We start from the raw sequence: 16,174 nt of genomic DNA, 5'->3' as shown, positions 1-16,174 counted from the left end.
GCCGCAGTCCATGGGTGGAGACCTCTCCATCGACCCGTGGGTGGTGGTGATCCACCGGGTGCCCGGAGCAGGCTTGAGGCATGGGCTCTCTCCACTCGGCACTCGTCGCTCTCACCGGCGTCTGCGTCCTGATCTTCGTCGTGGCCTGGATCGTGGGCGCCGTCTACTTCGGCGTGAAGAGCCAGGCCGGCCTGCACGGCTGGGCGCATGGCCTGCGACGTACGCTGCCCCGCCGGATTCTGCTGATAGCGGGCGTCTATGCCCTTTCCGCGCTGGTCCGTCACTCGCAGAGTTTCTGGCGCCATCTGCAGTACTGGCAGCCCGAACTCGCGCTCCTGGGCGCCCTGCTCGCCGTCGCCTCCACCGCGTTGCTGCTGTGGGCCCGCTGGGTTCTGGGCACGATGTGGGCCGGCGTCCCGATGGTCAAGGACCACCACGAGCTGCGCACCGACGGCCCCTACCGGCTGGTCCGCCACCCCATCTACACCGGCTTGCTCGGCCTGGTCATCGGCTCCATGCTCGCCTGCGGCTTCGGCGTCTGGATTGCGTTGACGGTGGTCGCCATACCGTGGCTGCTGCGCCGGGTCCGGATCGAGGACGGTCTCATGGCCGGCCGGTTCGGCACTGCCTACGACGCCTACCGCGCAGGCGTCCCGGCACTGATCCCCTGGACACGCCCCGCTCCTGTCGGGCCCCGCCATGCCGCCGGCGAGGAGCACCGGCTGTGATGCCCAGGGACGCACCCACCGACGTGTACGGCAGCCCGTGAACCCCCGGAGTCAGGAACCGCCGGATGATTCCGGCTCGCGGAGGGTGATCGCCCCGGAGGGGCAGACGCCGGCGGCCATCTGTGCGGCCGCGCGATGGGCGGGGGGCGGCTCGGTGTGCAGCAGGAGCACGCGGCCGTCGTCGGGATCCTGGTCGAAGACCTCGGGAGCGGTCAGGGCGCACATCCCGGCGCCGATGCAGCGCTCACGGTCCACGCGCAGATGCGTCGTCCTCATGACTCCTCCTTGTCCCAGGTGACCGGGAGGCTCTTCACCCCGTAGATGTCCGCGGTCTCGGGGCGCAGGCCGACTTCCTCAGCCGGTACGGCCAGGCGCAGCGTGGGGAACCGGTCGACCAGCGCGCGGAACGCGACCCGCATCTCGACACGGGCCAGCTGCTGCCCCAGGCACTGGTGGATGCCGTGACTGAAGGCCAGGTGCCCGCCCGCGTCCTGCCTGCGGAGGTCGAGCACGTGGGGGTCGGAGAAGCGCTCGGGGTCGCGGTTGGCGGTGTTGTACGACAGGACGACCGTCGTGCCCGCCTCGATGGTCTGGCCGCCCACCTCGACGTCCTCAAGGGCCGTCCTCATGAACGTCTTGGCGACGCTCAGATACCGCAGCAGCTCCTCCACCGCCCCGTCGGTGAGCGCGGGGTCGGCGCGCAGTGCGGCCAGTTGTGCCGGGTTCTGCAGCAGTGCGAAGGTGCCGAGGGCCAGCATGTTCGCGGTGGTGTCGAATCCGGCGGCCAGCAGAATCAGGCTGATTCCCTGCAGTTCCTCATCGGTCAGATCGCTGTCGGTGAGTTCGCTGAGCACGTCGTCGGTGGGGTTTGCGCGCTTGGCGGCCACCAGCTTCGCGAGGTACTCCTGGGTTGCGGTGTAGGCCGCTATCAGCTCCTCGTCGCTTGTCTCCCCGCCCATGAACGTGTCGATCTGCTCCTGGAAGGAGCCGCGGTCCTGGTACGGCACCCCCAGCAGCTCACAGATGACGATGGTGGGGATGGGCTTGGCGAACGCGGTCACCAGGTCCGCCGACGGCCCGGCCTGCTCCATGGCGTCCAGGCAGTCCGCGGTGATCTGCTCGATGCGCTCGGTGAGAAGCCGCATCCGCCGCACCGTGAACTTGCCCACCAGCGGCTTGCGATAGCGACCGTGCTGCGGCTCGTCCATGAGGAGGAACTCGCCGGGCGGCGCCGCAGGCACCTCGAAGTCGCCCACATTCAGCAGCTCCTTCCGTGAGCTGAACAGCGAGTCGGCCAGGACCGACCTGACCAGGTCGTATCCGGTGATGAGCCAGCCAGGTTTTCCGCCGGGATGGGTGTAGCGGCTGATGGGGCCGTGCCGGCGGGCGTCGAGCAGCTCGGCCGGCGGGTCGAAGGGGCAGCCGGACTGACGTTCCGTCGGCAGCGTCGTGACGGTGTGGAGGGACTCACTCATGGCCATTCCCATCTCGAGATATTACGTGTTTGACGCTTTCCGAAAGCTACGTTGCGTTCAGAATCGTGTCAATGAATCTCAAGGTGTAACACCAGGTAAACGGCGGTAAATTGATGCAATGACGCTGACGTCGAATGCAACGAAGCGTTGCAATGAATGGCGGCGAAGGCAATACCGGCGGCACACGGCAGCAGGACGGTTGACCCTCGCCGGGCGGCTCGTCAGCGGATGTCGTGGCCGGGGTGGGCGCGGTCGTATGTCTGCCGTGCCTCGGCGATGACGGCACGGTGGGCGAGGGACCAGTCGGCGAGTGCCTTGACCAGGTGGGTCAGTCCCGTCCCGGTCTCGGTCAGGCGGTAGTCGACCTGGGCCGGGACGGTCGGGTACACGGTGCGCAGCACGAGACCGTCGCGTTCCAGCCTGCGCACGGTGAGGGTGAGCATGCGCTGGGAGATGCCGTCGATGGCGCGCTGCAGTTCGCGGAACCTGCGCGGACCGCCCGCGAGTTCGACGATCACGAGCACCGACCACTTGTCCCCGATGCGGTCCAGGACGTCACGGATGCCGCAGTCGGGGTGTTCTTCGCGTCCGCAGGGCTCGAGATCTGCCGGGGTGGCGGTTACCCCGGTGTGCGTGAGTGACATGAAACTGCCTTCTTGTGGCCGGTGGGCGTGCGGTCAAGGATCAACCGTAGTTACCGATGAGAACCACGACGGAAGACTGCGACTGACATGATCTTGGTGACCGGAGCGAACGGGAACCTCGGCTCGGCCACTCTTGCGGCCCTGCGTGCCCGCGGCGTCGCCGCGACGGGCGGCAGCCGCACGCCGGGTGCGGGGATGCGGCGTCTCGACTTCGACGACCATGCGGGCGTCGATCTCGCCGGTGTGTCGACCCTGGTGCTGATCTCCGCCGGCTATGCCGAGGACGACCAGGTTGTCGGGCGGCACGCGGCGGTCCTGGACGCCGCCGTCCGGGACGGCGTCCGCCACGTCGTCTACACGAGCCTGACCGGCGCCGGCGACCATCTCGGTTTCGCACTCGCGCACCGTGCGACCGAACGCCTCGTCCGGGCAAGCGGATTGCCCTGGACGATCCTGCGCAACGGCCTCTACGCCGAACTCTTCGGCGGCCTGTTGATGTGGGCCGAGGACGGTGTGGAGTCGGCGTTCGGGGACGGCGCGCTGGCCGCGGTCGCACGAGAGGATCTCGCCGATGCCGCGGCGATCGTGGCGGCGAATCCGGCACGGCACGGCGGGCGCGTCCACGACCTCGTCGGCATGCCGATCACGGCGGATCAGGTGGCCGATCGGCTCGGCGTCCCGCACCGCACCATCGGCCTGGGCGAATACCGGCGCAGGCTCCTGGACGAGACACCGGGACTGCTGCCGTTCCAGCCGCCCATGCTCGCTTCGATAGCCACGGGCATCCGACACGGATTCCTGGACGGCACCACCCCCGACCTCGCGGACCTCCTCGGCCGCGCCGCCCGCGACCCACTGACTACGGCCGTTGCAGCCGCGTCCGCCGCGAGGCCGGCCCTCTGATCCGCAGGGACAGGACCCGCCCCCTTCCGGATCAGCCGGCGGCTTTGCGGCGCGCGCGGTATGCGGCGACGGTGGTCCGGCTGGCGCAGGCGTTGGAGCAGAAGCGCCGGGTGCGGTTGCGGGAGTCGTCGACGTAGAAACGCCCGCAGGCGGCGGCGCGGCAGCGGCCGATCGTCACGGCCGGGTCGCCGCAGACGACGTGCGCGAGTGCGGCGGCGCAGCTGCGTCCGAGCCAGCTCACGGCATCCTCGCCGTTCGGAGCGAAGTGCAGGTGCGCAGAGCCTTCGCCGTCGTGGTCGTCGACCCGGATCAGCGGTGGGTGCTGTTCCAGCAGGGCGTTGACGGGGTCGATAGGACCACCCTGGGAGGCGGCCTCGACGGCATCGCGCAGTCCGGGCAGGAATGCGGCGAGCCGCTCGGCGTCCGGCTCCGCGATCCGGTGCTGGCGGAACATCTCCCGGCGCAGCTCGCCCGGGACGTCGCCGTTGACGATCTCGACCGCCAGCCGCGTCAGGTTCCCGATGTAGTCGACGTAACGCACTTGACCACCTACCTCCCGTGCCTGAAAAGTAGGCACCATGACTACTGATGTCGCCTACATGATGGATCGTGGACCCGCCGTCGCGCGAATGCTGCACCGCATGGGCCGGTGGGACGAGGCGCTCGCCGTGCTGCCCGCCGGCGCACTCGCGGAGCGGGCCGAGATCCTGGTGGACCGCTACTGGTGGCGGCTGGACGGCGCCGCGGCGGCCGACGAGGCGGTCATCACACTCTTTCTGTACGACCCGGTGCTCGCCGGATATCTCGGCGCACAAGTCCGTTACACCCGGCTGCTGTTCAGCCTGGGCCCACTCCCCGAAGACCTCCAGCAGGCCCGCGAGGCCTTCACCGCCGCCACGGCCGACCCCCGACTGTCCGGTTGGTCCACGTTCTGGCTCGGGGTGCTCGCCGACAACATCGACGGCGATCCCGGCGCGGCCGGACCGGCCTACCAGCAGGCCCTGGATCAGGCCCGGGAGCAGGATGACGCGCTGCTGGAGTCGTACGCCGTACGCCACATCGGGGCCCAGCTCATGGAGCGGGACCGGGAACAGGGCATCAGCCTGCTGCGCCGCTCCTACCATCTGCGGGCATCCCTCGGTGCTCGTCCGCAGACGGCAGCGGCGGCCCTGACGCTTGCCGGTGAACTGCCCCCTGGAACCGAGGCCGACCAACTCCGCGAGACAGCGCGCCTGACCGCCCGTGAGCTGAACCTGACCTGGCTGCTCCGCGCGCTCTGACGCTGTTTCAACTCGCCATCGGGCGGCCAGGATCTGCGGGTGCAGTGGGTGCAGTGGGTGCAGTGGGTGCAGTGGGTGCAGTGGGTGCAGTGGGTGCAGCGGGCGCCGGCGAGCGCTCGCAGTGCCGCCTGGTCGGCAGTGGTGGCCTGAGCTGGACACGGCCGCCGGGCCCGGGTGGTAGTACGGGAGGCGATCTGAGCCGGACGGTGGTGCTGGGGCGCGGTAAGGGGGGTGGTCCGAGGTGTCCTCGGGCTTTCGGGCGTTCGCTCGGCTGGTCACGATGGTCACGATCGTCACGGCCTACGTCGCACTGCACTTGGCGATCACGGCAGGCCTGGACCTGCGGGCCTGCGACCGCTTCCGTGGCGCCCCGGCGAGGGCCGCCGCGTTCACCGCCGCGGTGGACCGCTACGCCGAAGGGGAGGTGTCCGCGCGCGCTGAGATCCGTGCGGGCAACGCGTGGTTCGAGCGGAACGCCCCGTCGGGAGAAAGCCGGTCTGTGGTTTCCTCCGTCACCGGCGACGCCGAGAAGGGCCGGATCTCCCTTGGCCGCGCGCGTGTCGCCGGGCTGGCTGCGGAGGTCGAACAGGATCAGGCGGGGCTCGACCGGAGGCTCAACTCGTCGAGCGCGACCGCGCTGTGGTGGGCGGTGCCGGCCGTGCTGCTGCTCGTGCCGGCACTGTGGCTGCGGCGTCGTCGCCGGGCGGGCGCCGCGGAGATCGTCGCCGTGGTCAGCCAGTTCGTCCCGCGGCGGCCGTGGTGGTGGCGGCCGATGTTCGTGGTGGCCGGCGCTGCCGGATACGGGCTGTTCGCGGGCGGCGCCATCGCCGCCACCACGGCACAGCGGCAGGGCTACAAGTTGCCCCCGGTGGACTTCGTGCTGTTGCTGGTCGGCGGGCTGGCCGCGCTGGGGGTCGGGGTCCTGCTCCTGCGCTACACCCGCCCACGCTCGGCGCGCGGCGCGGCCCAGGCCCTGCTGGCAGACGGCCGCAAACCTGTGCTCTACCTGCGCAGCTTCGCCGACGACGACACCGCTGCCCAGGTCGACGACTCGGCGGCGTACGTCAGTCTCCACTCGCGGGAGGAGCAGCTCGCGGGGGCGTTGGGCGCCGTCGGTCCCGTGATCACGGTGGGCAGGCCCGGGGAGCCGTTGCCGCAGCTGGGGGCGGCGCGGTTCTATCTGCCGCTCGACGACTGGCAGCCCACGGTGCTGCGGCTGATGGAGCTGTCCCAACTCATCGTGTTGCGCCTGGGATTGGGCGACGGGCTGTGGTGGGAGGTCCAGCAGGCCCGCGCCACCCAGCCCGCGCGGAAGCTCGTCCTGCTGGCGCCGGGCGGGCAGCCGGAGGTGGCCGAACGGCTGGACCAGCACCTGCCGACCCCGTCCCGACTGAACGAAGTGGCCGGGGGCGATCCCTGGACCTCCGCCGTCATCACCTTCGCGCCCGATTGGACGCCCCAGGTGCACCCGGTTGGGCCCGCGCCCCGCGCCAAGACCCCGCGGGGCGCGCTCGTGCGCCGCGCGGCCCGCGCCGTGAAGGCCGCCCTGGTTTCGACGATCATGCTCTCGCCGGTGCACCACGTGGCCCGCGCGATGAAAGCCGCCCTGGCGTCCGTGGGGGTCCGTAAACGGACGATGGCCTGGAGGGCCACCCTCGCCACACAGACGTCGTTGTGGAAAGGCGTCGTTGTGGTGACGGCGCTGGCCCTGCTGTCCTGGCTGGCGTTCCGGGCGCTGCAACTGTTCGGCCTGCGGTAGCGCCGTTCCGTGGCGCCATTCCAGCACAACATGCCGGAGAAGAAAGGGACTTGTGAAACCGCGGGCACGACAGGGCAACGCACAGTAACGTCCCCCGGGCTCCAAGTGATGCACAGCGGGTCGAACGATCTTCCGGGGGGATCATGGACGGTCCAGAGCAGGGCACGCCGACGAGCACAGGCCCGGCCGTTGCGGAACGGCGCAGGGCGGTGACCGGCGCGGCCACTGCCGTGACGGTACTGATCGCGCTGGCGGTCGTGCGTGAGGTATTGCTTTCGGCGGCCAACTGGCGCCTCTACTTCGTCGCCCACGACTACCTGGCCGGGAGGGCGACGGCCGCGGACCTCGATGCCGCCGACAGCGATGCCCTCGCGAAGCTGGTGTCGTGGCCGTCGTTCCTGGTGTGGATCGCGGCCGGAGTGGCGTTCGTCGTCTGGCTGTGGCGGGCTCGGATCAACGCCGAGCTGATGAGCGGCGCCGCCGCGCAGCGCCGGTCCCGGGGCTGGGTGGTGGGCGGCTGGATCGGCCCAGTGGTCAACCTGTGGATCCCGTACCAGGTCGTGTCGGACATCTGGCGGGCCAGCGCCCCACGGCGCCCCGTCCCCCTCACCCTGGTCAACGCCTGGTGGGCGCTGTTCGCGGCCGCCACCGTCGTCGTAAAGCCGATCCAATGGCGCATGGCCTCGAAGTTCGACAGCGAGCAGGACGTGCTGTCCAACGCGAATGTGTCCACCCTGCTCACGGTGCTCTACGTGGGGGCCGGCCTGCTGGTCATCCTCATCATCAGGCGAATCACCGCGTGGCAGACCCAGGGGCACGTCCCGAACGCGGTCTGAGGGAACAAACCACTCGCCTGCGCATCGCCGCCCCCGTAAGGTGCGCGAGTTGCCGTGACGAAGGGGCGGGTCGGAACGTGGTGCTCGGGGCAGCGACGCAGGAGCAGTTGGCGAGTGCGGCGCGGGACGCGCTGGGCGGCGGGCGGCGGCTGGAGGCGGTCCGGCGGATTGCGGGCGGCAGCAAGAAGGGCGTGTACCGCCTGGTGATGGACGATGCGACGACGGCGATCGCCTACCTGTGGGACGACGCCGAGAACTACTGGCCGGCGGCCGAGGGCGACGACGACCTCACCGACCCGTTCTCGCCCGGTCTCGGACTCGACCTGTTCGAGGCCGCGCACGCTCGGCTGGACGCGCTCGGCGTTCGCGTCCCGGCGATCCGACTGGTCGACCGCGACGGCGCCCACTGCCCGGCCGACGTGGCGATCGTCGAGGATCTGCCGGGCGAGAACCTGGAGAACCTGCTCGCACGCGACCCCCGCGCGGCTGCCCCGGTCATGGCCCGGCTGGGGGAGGCGTTGGAGGCGATGCGGCGTCATCGGGCCCCCGGGTACGGCAAGGTGGCCGTGGTCGACGCAGGCGGAACGTCGCGCGGGACGTCGTGCGAGGGGGTCGTCCTGAAGCGGGCGCTGACGGACCTCGCCGAGGCGGCGTCGCGTGATCCGCGGATCGCGGCAGCCCGCGACCGGCTGGAGGAGCGACTGCTGGGCCTGGCGGCGGCGGTGCGGCCGCGCTCGGAGTACGCGGTCGTACACGGTGAACTGGGCCCCGACCATGTGCTGGTGGACCCGGACGGGAACCCCGTGGCGATCGACATCGAGGGCACGATGTACTTCGACGTCGAGTGGGAGCACGTCTTTCTGCAGATCCGTCTTCACGACGCCTACGGGCCGCTGGCAGCCGACGGACTGGACGAGGACCGGCTCGCGCTCTACCTGCTGGCCCAGCGGCTCTCGCTGACCGCGGGCCCGCTGCGGCTGCTCGACGGCGCCTTCCCCGACCGGTCGTTCATGGCGGGCATCGCCGAACACAACCTCAAACAGGCGCTGGAACTGATCCGCACCTGAACTCCCTCAGGGCGGCGGGTCAGTCCGGTTGCCGCGCGGCCGCTTCGACCGGGCGTCGGATGTCGGCCAGGTCGGCCTCGAACTCGGCGGTGAGGTCGACGGGCAGATCCAGCCACGGCCCGAGCCTGCTGTGGCCGGAAAGCTCCTTCTCCGGGAGCCGGCCGCGACGGCTGCGCGGGTCGAGGGCGCCGGGGGAGAAGCGGCCCGACGCCTCGGAGGCGGCGAATCCGATCACGAAGGTGCTGATCAGACGTACCAGCCACGGCACTTCGGGCTCCGGAACCCCGGCCTCGCACCCTGCTCGGCCTCGGCGCGCTGCTCGGTGTGCTGGTCCGCAGCATGGGCGAGCTCTCAGCCGCCTACGACATCGGCGGCATGCTGCTCAGCAGCACCGGCGGCGCCCTCGTACCGCTCAGCGTCCTGCCGGCCTGGGTGGCAGACGCCGCCCCGGCCTCCCCCGGCTACTGGGCCGCCGGAGGCCTGCGCGCCGCCCTCGACGGCGACGCGCACACCCCCGCGGCGGCCCGCGGCACCCTCCTCGGCGTGGCACTCGTCTGCGGCACCCTGGCCACGATCCGCCTGCAAGGCCGCAGCAGCCGGCTGGCGGCGCTCTAGCCGGCGTGGTCGCTCAGGGCAGGATCTCGATGTACCCGTCGGTTCCGTGCACGCGGATCCGCTGCCCGTCCCGGATCAGCCGGGTGGCCCGATCCACGCCCACGACAGCCGGCAAGCCGTACTCCCGGGCGATCACCGCGCCATGGGTCATCAGGCCGCCGACCTCCGTCACCAGGCCCGCGATTCCGACGAACAGCGGCGACCAGCTGGGGTCCGTGAAGGTCGTGACCAGGATGTCGCCCGCTTCGAGATCCGCCTCCGCCATGTCGAGGATGACGCGGGCCCTTCCCTCGACGGTCCCGGTGGAGACCGGCAGGCCGATCAGGGCGCCGGCCGGCGCGTCGTCGCGCCGGTACGCCCCGGTGACGGCCTCTCCATCCGATGTGAGCACCCGGGGCGGTGTGAGCGCGTGGTACGACCGGAAGGCGTCCTTGCGCTGCCGGATGAGCCGGTCATCCAGCTGGTTCGAGCGCACGACGTCGTGGAGTTCCTGGAACGTGAGGTAGAAGACATCCTCCTTCTCAGGAAGCACGTCGGCCTCCACGAGGCGCTCCGCCTCCGCCAGCAAGGCCTGCTTGTAGACGAAGTAGCGGCTGATGATGCCGTACTTCGGGTACTCCCGGTACCCGATGAAGGCTCGGACTTGGTCGATCATCCGCTTGGTTTCGTCGGCTTTCCGGTCCCCGTCCGGCAGGGCCCGCAGGCGTGACAGCACGTCCTGTTCCTTCTCCTGCGCCTTGTGCCGCCCTTGCTCGAAGCGCCGCCCGGCGGCGCCCGGTTCGAAGTTCCTGACGTTGTCGAGGATCACGGGCACGAGCGTGGTGGGGCGCTCGCGCCAACGCGGCCTCGTGATGTCGATCTCGCCGACGCAGCGCATGCCGTACCGGTCGAGATAGGTCTCTATGGCGTCGCGTGCTTCGGCCCCGCCCGCGAGTTTCGCCAGCTCGTCCAGGAAGCCCTCGTCCTCGACGCCGATACCCTCGAGGAACGCCACCACCTCCGGCTGCGGGCGGATCACGTCCGCGACGTCGAGCAGCGCCAGGCCCATCTCCGAGGTGACGTTGTCGGGGGCGGACAGCGTGAGCGTGTCAGCCGCGTTCTTCTCGCCCAGCCACTCCTGCAGCTTGTCGTTGAGCCACCAGGTGGCCTCCATCCCCGCCATGATCGCCTGAATGTTCAGCGGATCACTGAGGACTCGTTTGTGCTCCTCGAAGGCCTCCAACAGGTAGTCGAACAGTGCCGGTCCGGTCTTCGTCCGGATGTCGCGCTCCAGGGCGGCGATGGACACCTGGCTGCGCTCGATCAGCTCGGTGACGACGGCCGGATCGGTCTGGACCGGCGTGGAGGCACCGCCGGCCGGTGGCCCGCCGGGACCCGCGTCCGGGAGCGACGGGACGAAATCGTCGCGGTCGAGCACGGTCTCCAGAGCATCCCTGACCAGCGGATCGCCTCTCCCCATGACGTCCAGGAGGCCGGCGCGGCTCGCGGGCGAGGCCAGGCGCCGGGTGACGTCGACGAACAGCCTCCCGCCGGCCTCGTGCATCGGCACCATGGCCGTCAGCTGCCACATGGACAGCCCCAAGGGCTTCATGGGGTCGGTCATCATCTGCTGATGACCGACGGAGACGTAGATGTGATTCTCCTGGTCGCCGGTCTCGGGGATGGGGAACAGCGTTGTGATCGGCCGGCTCTGAACGATCTGGAAGCCGTCATCGACCAGGCACCATTCGATGTCCTGCGGGCGGCCGAAGTGCGCCTCGATCCGCCGCCCGAGCTGCACGAGCCGCACGACCTGCGCATCCGTCAGCGCCGGCTGCTCCTGGCGCTCCGCGTCGATCGCCACTTCCTGCGTACCGCCGGCCGGCAGGGCATGAACGGCACGCTGTTTGGCGGCGATCGCCCTGGCGACGACTTCGCCGTGCCGCACCGTGAAGACATCCGGATTCACCAGGCCGGACACCAGGGCCTCGCCGAGGCCGAAGCCGGCGTCCACGGTGGCGACCTTCCGGTTGCCCGTGACGGGGTCGGCCGTGAACAGGATGCCGGCCGCCTGCGGGAAGACCATCTGCTGCACGACCACGGCCATGTGGACCGTACGGTGGTCGATGCCGTTCCGCTGACGGTAGGTCACGGCCCGCTCGGTGAACAGCGAGGCCCAGCACCGGCTGACGTGCTGGAGGATCGCCGCCGGTCCCATGACGTTCAGGTACGTGTCCTGCTGGCCGGCAAAGGAGGCCGTCGGCAGGTCCTCCGCCGTCGCGCTGGATCGGACGGCGTAGGCGGCTTGCTCGCCGAGCTTGGCGAGCGCGTGGGTGATCGCCGCCACGAGATCGTCCGGGATGGCAATCCCTTCGACGGTCCGACGAATCTGCGCGCTGAGCGTGCGGATGGCCTCGCGGTCGTCCGGGTTCAGGCGCGACAGCTGATCGAGTAGATCGTCGATCGACGGCGCTTCCGCGATGATGCGCCGGAACGCGTCCGTCGTCACGCAGAAGCCCCCCGGCACGCGGATGCCTGCGATCCGCGACAACCCGCCCAGGTGCGCGCCCTTGCCGCCAACGACCGAGACCTGCGTCCCGTCAACCTCTTGAAGATCCAACACGTACCGCTCGATCACTGCGACACCTCCGAGGCGGCCGTGCTCCGTTGAACTGCGGTGGCCGATCGAATCACCGGCGCCTCCCACTCCGTCGATCCTCTTGTCGAGCACGTCCTCATCCCTGGTCAACTCCCAACACACGCACGTCCCGCCCCCATTTCCGCAGGTTGTGGCCTCGGCCGACGATTCTGCGCCGTGACCCGGGTCTTGCGGCAAGCCCCCCAGTGCGCTATACGTTGAGAGAGGCAAGGAGAGATATCTCCTTGCCTTTTGGCGTTCAATGGAACCGACAAGCTTCTCGCGAGGCGGCGGCGCGCCGCATCCGGGCGCTCCTGTCGCCGGCGGCAGGTATGCCGCCCGGTCAGGAAGTGGCGGCAGGGGCGTGGAAGTAGTGGCCCTTGTCGAGGTCCTCGAGGAGGCCGGGGTGGGTCGGATGCCAGTCCAGCAGTTCGCGGGTCAGGGTGTTGGACGCCGGGCCGTCGAGTCCGAGGAAGCGGCCCAGCCAGGCGAAGTGCTCGGCCGCGGCCTCGGGGGCCACGGAGGCCACCGGTACATCGAGGTGACGGCCGATCACCTCGGCGATGTCGTGGATCGGGACGCCTTCCTCCGCGACGCCATGCAGCACGGTGCCCGCCGGAGCCTTCTCGACCGCCAGGCGGAACAGCCGTGCGGCATCGAGGCGGTGGACGGCCGGCCAGCGGTTGGCGCCGTCGCCGATGTAGCCGGAGACACCCTTGTCCCGGGCGATGGCGACCAGAGTCGCCATGAATCCGTTGTCTCCTTCGCCGTGGCAGGTCGGGGACAGCCGCACCACGGATGAGCGCACACCGCGCGTGGCAAGTGCGAGCATCGCCGTGGCGGTTGCCGAGCGGATGGACACCGGCGAGCCGTCGACCGCGGGCATGTCCTGCTCGGTCGACACCTGCCCCGGCTTGAGACCGACCAGCCCGGAGGCGAGAACGAACGGGCGGCCGGTGCCGGCCAGCGCCTCGCCGAGGGTCTCGACGGCGCGGCGGTCGGCCTCGGCAGCGCCCTGGAAATCACCGCCGAAGGCGAGGTCGTGCTTGAAGGCGAGGTGGACCACCCCGTCCGACGCGGCGGCGGCGCCGGCCAGGACGTCGAGGTCGTCGACGGTGCCGCGGACCACGTCCGCGCCTGCGGTGGTGAGGGCGGCGGCAGAGGCGTCGGAGCGGGCGAGCCCCACGACCCGGTGCCCCGCGTCGATGAGTTCGGGAACGAGGGCGGAGCCGATCCAGCCGGACGCGCCGGTCACGAAGATGCGCATGGGAGAGCCCCAAACTGTCGATGTCAGTGACTGTCGTCGACGCTAGCATGTGATGCCAGGGGCTGTCATCACGTAGGATCTGCTCATGGGTAGATGGGAGCCGAACGCGCGCGAACGCCTGGCGAAAGCGGCGTTGGAGCTCTACAGCGAGCGCGGCTACGAGCAGTCCACGGTGGCGGAGATCGCCAAACGGGCCGGCCTCACCGAGCGGACCTTCTTCCGGCACTACGCCGACAAGCGCGAGGTGCTGTTCGACGGCTCGAGCGCGTTGCAGGAGCTGTTTGTGAACGCGGTCGCCGAGGCTCCGGAGTCCGCGGCACCGATCGACGCGATCGCGGCGGGCCTCGAGGCGGTCTCCAGCGTGTTCGTCGGCCGCCACGGACACTCCCGGCGGCGGCATGCCGTCATCGTGGCGAACGCCGTACTCCAGGAGCGCGAGCTGATCAAGCTCGCCTCGCTGTCCGCCGCGCTCGCCGACGCCCTGCGCCGACGCGGCGTGCCGGAGCCGGCCGCGAGCCTCACCGCCGAGGCGGGGGTCGCCGTCTTCAAAGTCGGCTTCGAACGCTGGATCGCGGCGGCCGAGGAACGCACGATGGCGCAGTTGATGCGGGAATCACTGGACGAGCTCAAGGCCGTGACCGCGGGCGGCTGAAGCCGCGCGGTCCCGTGGGGTCAGGACAGGCTGTTGATCTTGCTGCGGACCTGGTTCACGATGGCGGCCGGGAGCGTGGCGTAGCCCTGGAAGCTCAGGTCCTGCTGCCCCTTCACGCCGGCGATGTACGTCAGGAACGCCTTGGTGGCGGGCCATGTCGTCGCCTTGTTGCCCTTGTCGCAGACGATCTCGTACGTGACCATGTCGATCGGATACGCGCCCGGGGTCTTGGTCGCGTAGTCGAGCTTGAGTACGAGGTCGTCACCGGTGCCGGCGATCTTGGCCGTGGAGATCGCCTTGGAAGCCGTGAAGACACTGGCGTCGACCGGAGCGGGGGCGCCGGTGTCGATCGAGACCGTGGGAATGTTGCGGGCGATGGCATACGACAGCTCGACGTAACCGATCGCACCCGGGGTTTTCTTCACCAGATCGACGAGGCCCGAGGAACCCTTGGCCGACTGGCCGCCCTTGGCCATCCACTCCTTGTTGTGCCCATGCGGCCAGGCGCTCGGTGCAGCGGCGCTGAGATAGGAGGTGAAGTTGTCCGTCGTGCCGGAGGAATCGGAGCGGTGCGACGCCTGGATCGGCGTCGACGGCAGCTTGGCTTTGGGGTTGAGTTTCGCGATCGCCGGATCGTTCCACTTTGTGATCCGGGAGTCGAAGACCTTGGCGAGTGTGGGGGCATCCAGGATCAACCTCCGGACCCCTGGCAGGTTGTAGCCGATGGCGATCGGGCCGCCGACCGTCGGCAGGTGGACGGCCTGGCCGCCGCCCGGGCAGACGCTCTTGGACTGGGCGATCTGGGCGGCGCTCAGCGCGGAGTCGGAACCCGCGAAGGCGGTCCTGCCGTTGAGGAAATCGGTCTGGCCGGCACCGGAGCCGTTGCTCTTGTAGCTGATCCGCGTACCGGGACAGGCGCGCATGTAGTTCTTGATCCAGAACTGCATCGCGAACTCCTGCGCAGTCGAGCCGGAAGCCGACACATGGGCCGCCTTGCCGCACTTGACAGCGTTGGCGGCCGTGGTGGCCGGTGCGGCAGCCGTGGACGATTCACCGGACGCCCCGGAGCCGTCGCTCGAGCCGCAGGCCGTCAGGAGCAAGGCGCCGGAGACAACCGCCGAGCCGGCCGCCAGGGCGCGCAGCCTGCTCTTCCGCTGAGGCTTCACTTCTTCCGTGCTCCTTGCTGTAGGCGTCCGCAGTCTGCGCAGCAGAGGGGTGTGATGACCGTGGATCGAGTGATCGAGTAGCGGTCACGGCCTTCACCTCAGCGGCACTATACGCACCAAATCAGTCGATTTCGGGCGTCTATCCGGTCATGCCTGGCCGCAGAAGTCGCCGGCATACGGCAACTGGAGGAGGCGGGCGGAGCGGCGGTGAGGGTCGGCGATCTGGCCGGCTCATGAATCCGTCCCGGCCCAGACCCTCGCCGCCACCCGGGCCAACTGGCCTCCCGCGGTACACCATCCGGTGGCTTATGGGCGCCAGAGCGTTATTCATGTCTCCGATTTTCTGATCATTCCACTATCCGGCTCTTGGTACTGACCGGCCGTCACGAAGCCCCGAACCGAGTCGAGGAGAGTGGAGAAGATGACGAAGTCGCCGCAATGGCGATCCGTTCTGGCGCCAGCCGTCATGGCTGCCGCGCTCGGCGCAGCCGCGCTGGCCAGCGCGGGAACCGCCTACGCCCAGGACCGCGCCACCCCGCACCCGCCGTACCCGGCGCCGCCTGCGTATCCGGAACACCCGGTCAAGCCTGCGTATCCGGAACACCCGGTCAAGCCTGCGTATCCGGCTCAGCCGGTGAAGCCCGCCTATCCGGCTCAGCCGGTGAAGCCCGCCTATCCGGCTCAGCCGGTGAAGCCTGCGTATCCGGCGCAGCCGGTCAAGCCTGCTTATCCTCAGCAGCCGGTGAGGCCTGCGTATCCGGCGCAGCCGGTGAAGCCTGCGTATCCGGTGAAGCCCGCGTATCCGGCGCAGCCGGTCAAGCCTGCTTATCCTCAGCAGCCGGTGAGGCCTGCGTATCCGGCTCAGCCTGCGTATCCGGCGCACCCGGCCCAGCCTGCGTACCCGGCTCAGCCTGCTTATCCTCAGCAGCCGGTGAAGCCTGCGTATCCGGCTCAGCCTGCCTATCCGGAGCACCCGGTGAAGCCTGCCTATCCGGAGCAGCCGGTGAAGCCTGCGTATCCGGCTCAGCCTGCCTATCCGGAGCACCCGGTGAAGCCTGCCTATCCGGAGCACCCGGTGAAGCCTGCCTATCCGGAGCACCCGGTGAAGCCTGCCTATCCGGAGCACCCGGTGAAGCCTGCCTATCCGGAGCACCCGGTGAAGCCG

At 69.8% G+C, this 16,174-nt stretch carries 16 protein-coding genes and 1 pseudogene; 9 read left to right on the top strand and 8 right to left on the bottom strand.

Features of this window, described 5'->3' with window-relative positions; translation table 11 throughout:
- Positions 1 to 80: 80 nt before the first annotated feature.
- A complete protein-coding gene (locus tag ACFY10_RS47590) occupies positions 81 to 728 on the top strand; it encodes a methyltransferase family protein (protein ID WP_390671644.1) in 648 nt (215 codons plus the stop codon).
- A 51-nt stretch (positions 729 to 779) separates the two neighbouring features.
- Here ACFY10_RS47590 and ACFY10_RS47585 read toward each other — a convergent pair whose 3' ends face one another.
- From ACFY10_RS47585 to ACFY10_RS47575, 3 genes are all read right to left on the bottom strand, one after another.
- Positions 780 to 1,004, bottom strand: a complete 225-nt coding sequence (locus ACFY10_RS47585; protein ID WP_390671643.1) for a ferredoxin — start codon at positions 1,002 to 1,004, stop codon at positions 780 to 782.
- Positions 1,001 to 2,203, bottom strand: a complete 1,203-nt coding sequence (locus ACFY10_RS47580; protein ID WP_390671642.1) for a cytochrome P450 — start codon at positions 2,201 to 2,203, stop codon at positions 1,001 to 1,003. The genes ACFY10_RS47585 and ACFY10_RS47580 overlap by 4 nt, the downstream gene beginning before the upstream one ends.
- Positions 2,204 to 2,424: 221 nt before the next feature.
- Positions 2,425 to 2,847, bottom strand: a complete 423-nt coding sequence (locus ACFY10_RS47575) for a winged helix-turn-helix transcriptional regulator (RefSeq protein WP_390671641.1) — start codon at positions 2,845 to 2,847, stop codon at positions 2,425 to 2,427.
- An 87-nt stretch (positions 2,848 to 2,934) separates the two neighbouring features.
- Here ACFY10_RS47575 and ACFY10_RS47570 point away from each other — a divergent pair, with 87 nt between their 5' ends.
- Positions 2,935 to 3,750, top strand: a complete 816-nt coding sequence (locus ACFY10_RS47570; protein WP_390671640.1) for an NAD(P)H-binding protein — start codon at positions 2,935 to 2,937, stop codon at positions 3,748 to 3,750.
- A gap of 31 nt (positions 3,751 to 3,781) precedes the next feature.
- Here the strand turns inward: ACFY10_RS47570 and ACFY10_RS47565 are convergent, their stop codons facing one another.
- Positions 3,782 to 4,291, bottom strand: a complete 510-nt coding sequence (locus ACFY10_RS47565; RefSeq protein ID WP_390671639.1) for a CGNR zinc finger domain-containing protein — start codon at positions 4,289 to 4,291, stop codon at positions 3,782 to 3,784.
- 37 nt (positions 4,292 to 4,328) lie between these two features.
- Here ACFY10_RS47565 and ACFY10_RS47560 point away from each other — a divergent pair, with 37 nt between their 5' ends.
- From ACFY10_RS47560 to ACFY10_RS47545, 4 genes are all read left to right on the top strand, one after another.
- A complete protein-coding gene (locus ACFY10_RS47560; RefSeq protein WP_390671638.1) occupies positions 4,329 to 5,030 on the top strand; it encodes a hypothetical protein in 702 nt (233 codons plus the stop codon).
- Positions 5,031 to 5,310: 280 nt separating this feature from the next.
- Entirely contained in the window at positions 5,311 to 6,789 is a 1,479-nt protein-coding gene (locus ACFY10_RS47555) for a transferase (protein ID WP_390671637.1), read from the top strand.
- 143 nt (positions 6,790 to 6,932) lie between these two features.
- Entirely contained in the window at positions 6,933 to 7,625 is a 693-nt protein-coding gene (locus ACFY10_RS47550) for a DUF4328 domain-containing protein (protein WP_390671636.1), read from the top strand.
- A 191-nt stretch (positions 7,626 to 7,816) separates the two neighbouring features.
- On the top strand, positions 7,817 to 8,692 hold the full coding sequence (locus ACFY10_RS47545) for a phosphotransferase family protein (RefSeq protein ID WP_390671688.1): 876 nt from the start codon (positions 7,817 to 7,819) through the stop codon (positions 8,690 to 8,692).
- Positions 8,693 to 8,711: 19 nt separating this feature from the next.
- Here ACFY10_RS47545 and ACFY10_RS47540 read toward each other — a convergent pair whose 3' ends face one another.
- Entirely contained in the window at positions 8,712 to 8,960 is a 249-nt protein-coding gene (locus ACFY10_RS47540; protein WP_390671635.1) for a hypothetical protein, read from the bottom strand.
- Positions 8,961 to 9,031: 71 nt separating this feature from the next.
- On the opposite strand from ACFY10_RS47540, the gene ACFY10_RS47535 reads away from it, so the two are divergent.
- Positions 9,032 to 9,307: a hypothetical protein gene (locus ACFY10_RS47535; protein ID WP_390671634.1), complete on the top strand. Its 276-nt coding sequence runs from the start codon at positions 9,032 to 9,034 to the stop codon at positions 9,305 to 9,307.
- Between the two features lie 13 nt (positions 9,308 to 9,320).
- Here the strand turns inward: ACFY10_RS47535 and rph are convergent, their stop codons facing one another.
- Together rph and ACFY10_RS47525 are read right to left on the bottom strand one after the other, a co-directional pair.
- Complete coding sequence (gene rph / locus ACFY10_RS47530; RefSeq protein WP_390671687.1) at positions 9,321 to 11,924, bottom strand: rifamycin-inactivating phosphotransferase; 2,604 nt, start codon at positions 11,922 to 11,924, stop codon at positions 9,321 to 9,323.
- Positions 11,925 to 12,267: 343 nt separating this feature from the next.
- Positions 12,268 to 13,191 (bottom strand): SDR family oxidoreductase, encoded by a 924-nt coding sequence (locus tag ACFY10_RS47525; protein WP_390671633.1) that lies wholly within the window; start codon positions 13,189 to 13,191, stop codon positions 12,268 to 12,270.
- An 85-nt stretch (positions 13,192 to 13,276) separates the two neighbouring features.
- Between ACFY10_RS47525 and ACFY10_RS47520 the strand changes: the two genes are divergently transcribed.
- Positions 13,277 to 13,843 carry a TetR/AcrR family transcriptional regulator gene (locus tag ACFY10_RS47520; protein WP_390671632.1) on the top strand — a complete coding sequence of 189 codons (567 nt, stop codon included), beginning with the start codon at positions 13,277 to 13,279 and terminating at the stop codon, positions 13,841 to 13,843.
- A 20-nt stretch (positions 13,844 to 13,863) separates the two neighbouring features.
- Here the strand turns inward: ACFY10_RS47520 and pstS are convergent, their stop codons facing one another.
- Positions 13,864 to 15,009 carry a phosphate ABC transporter substrate-binding protein PstS gene (gene pstS, locus ACFY10_RS47515; RefSeq protein ID WP_390671631.1) on the bottom strand — a complete coding sequence of 382 codons (1,146 nt, stop codon included), beginning with the start codon at positions 15,007 to 15,009 and terminating at the stop codon, positions 13,864 to 13,866.
- Positions 15,010 to 15,430: 421 nt separating this feature from the next.
- Between pstS and ACFY10_RS47510 the strand changes: the two are divergent.
- Positions 15,431 to 16,174, top strand: a pseudogene (locus ACFY10_RS47510) (hypothetical protein); the annotation flags it as partial.

The organism is Streptomyces sp. NPDC001401, assembly GCF_042895385.1.
In the GTDB taxonomy this organism is placed as follows: Bacteria; Actinomycetota; Actinomycetes; order Streptomycetales; family Streptomycetaceae; genus Streptomyces.
This window is presented reverse-complemented; position numbering and strand designations above follow the sequence as displayed.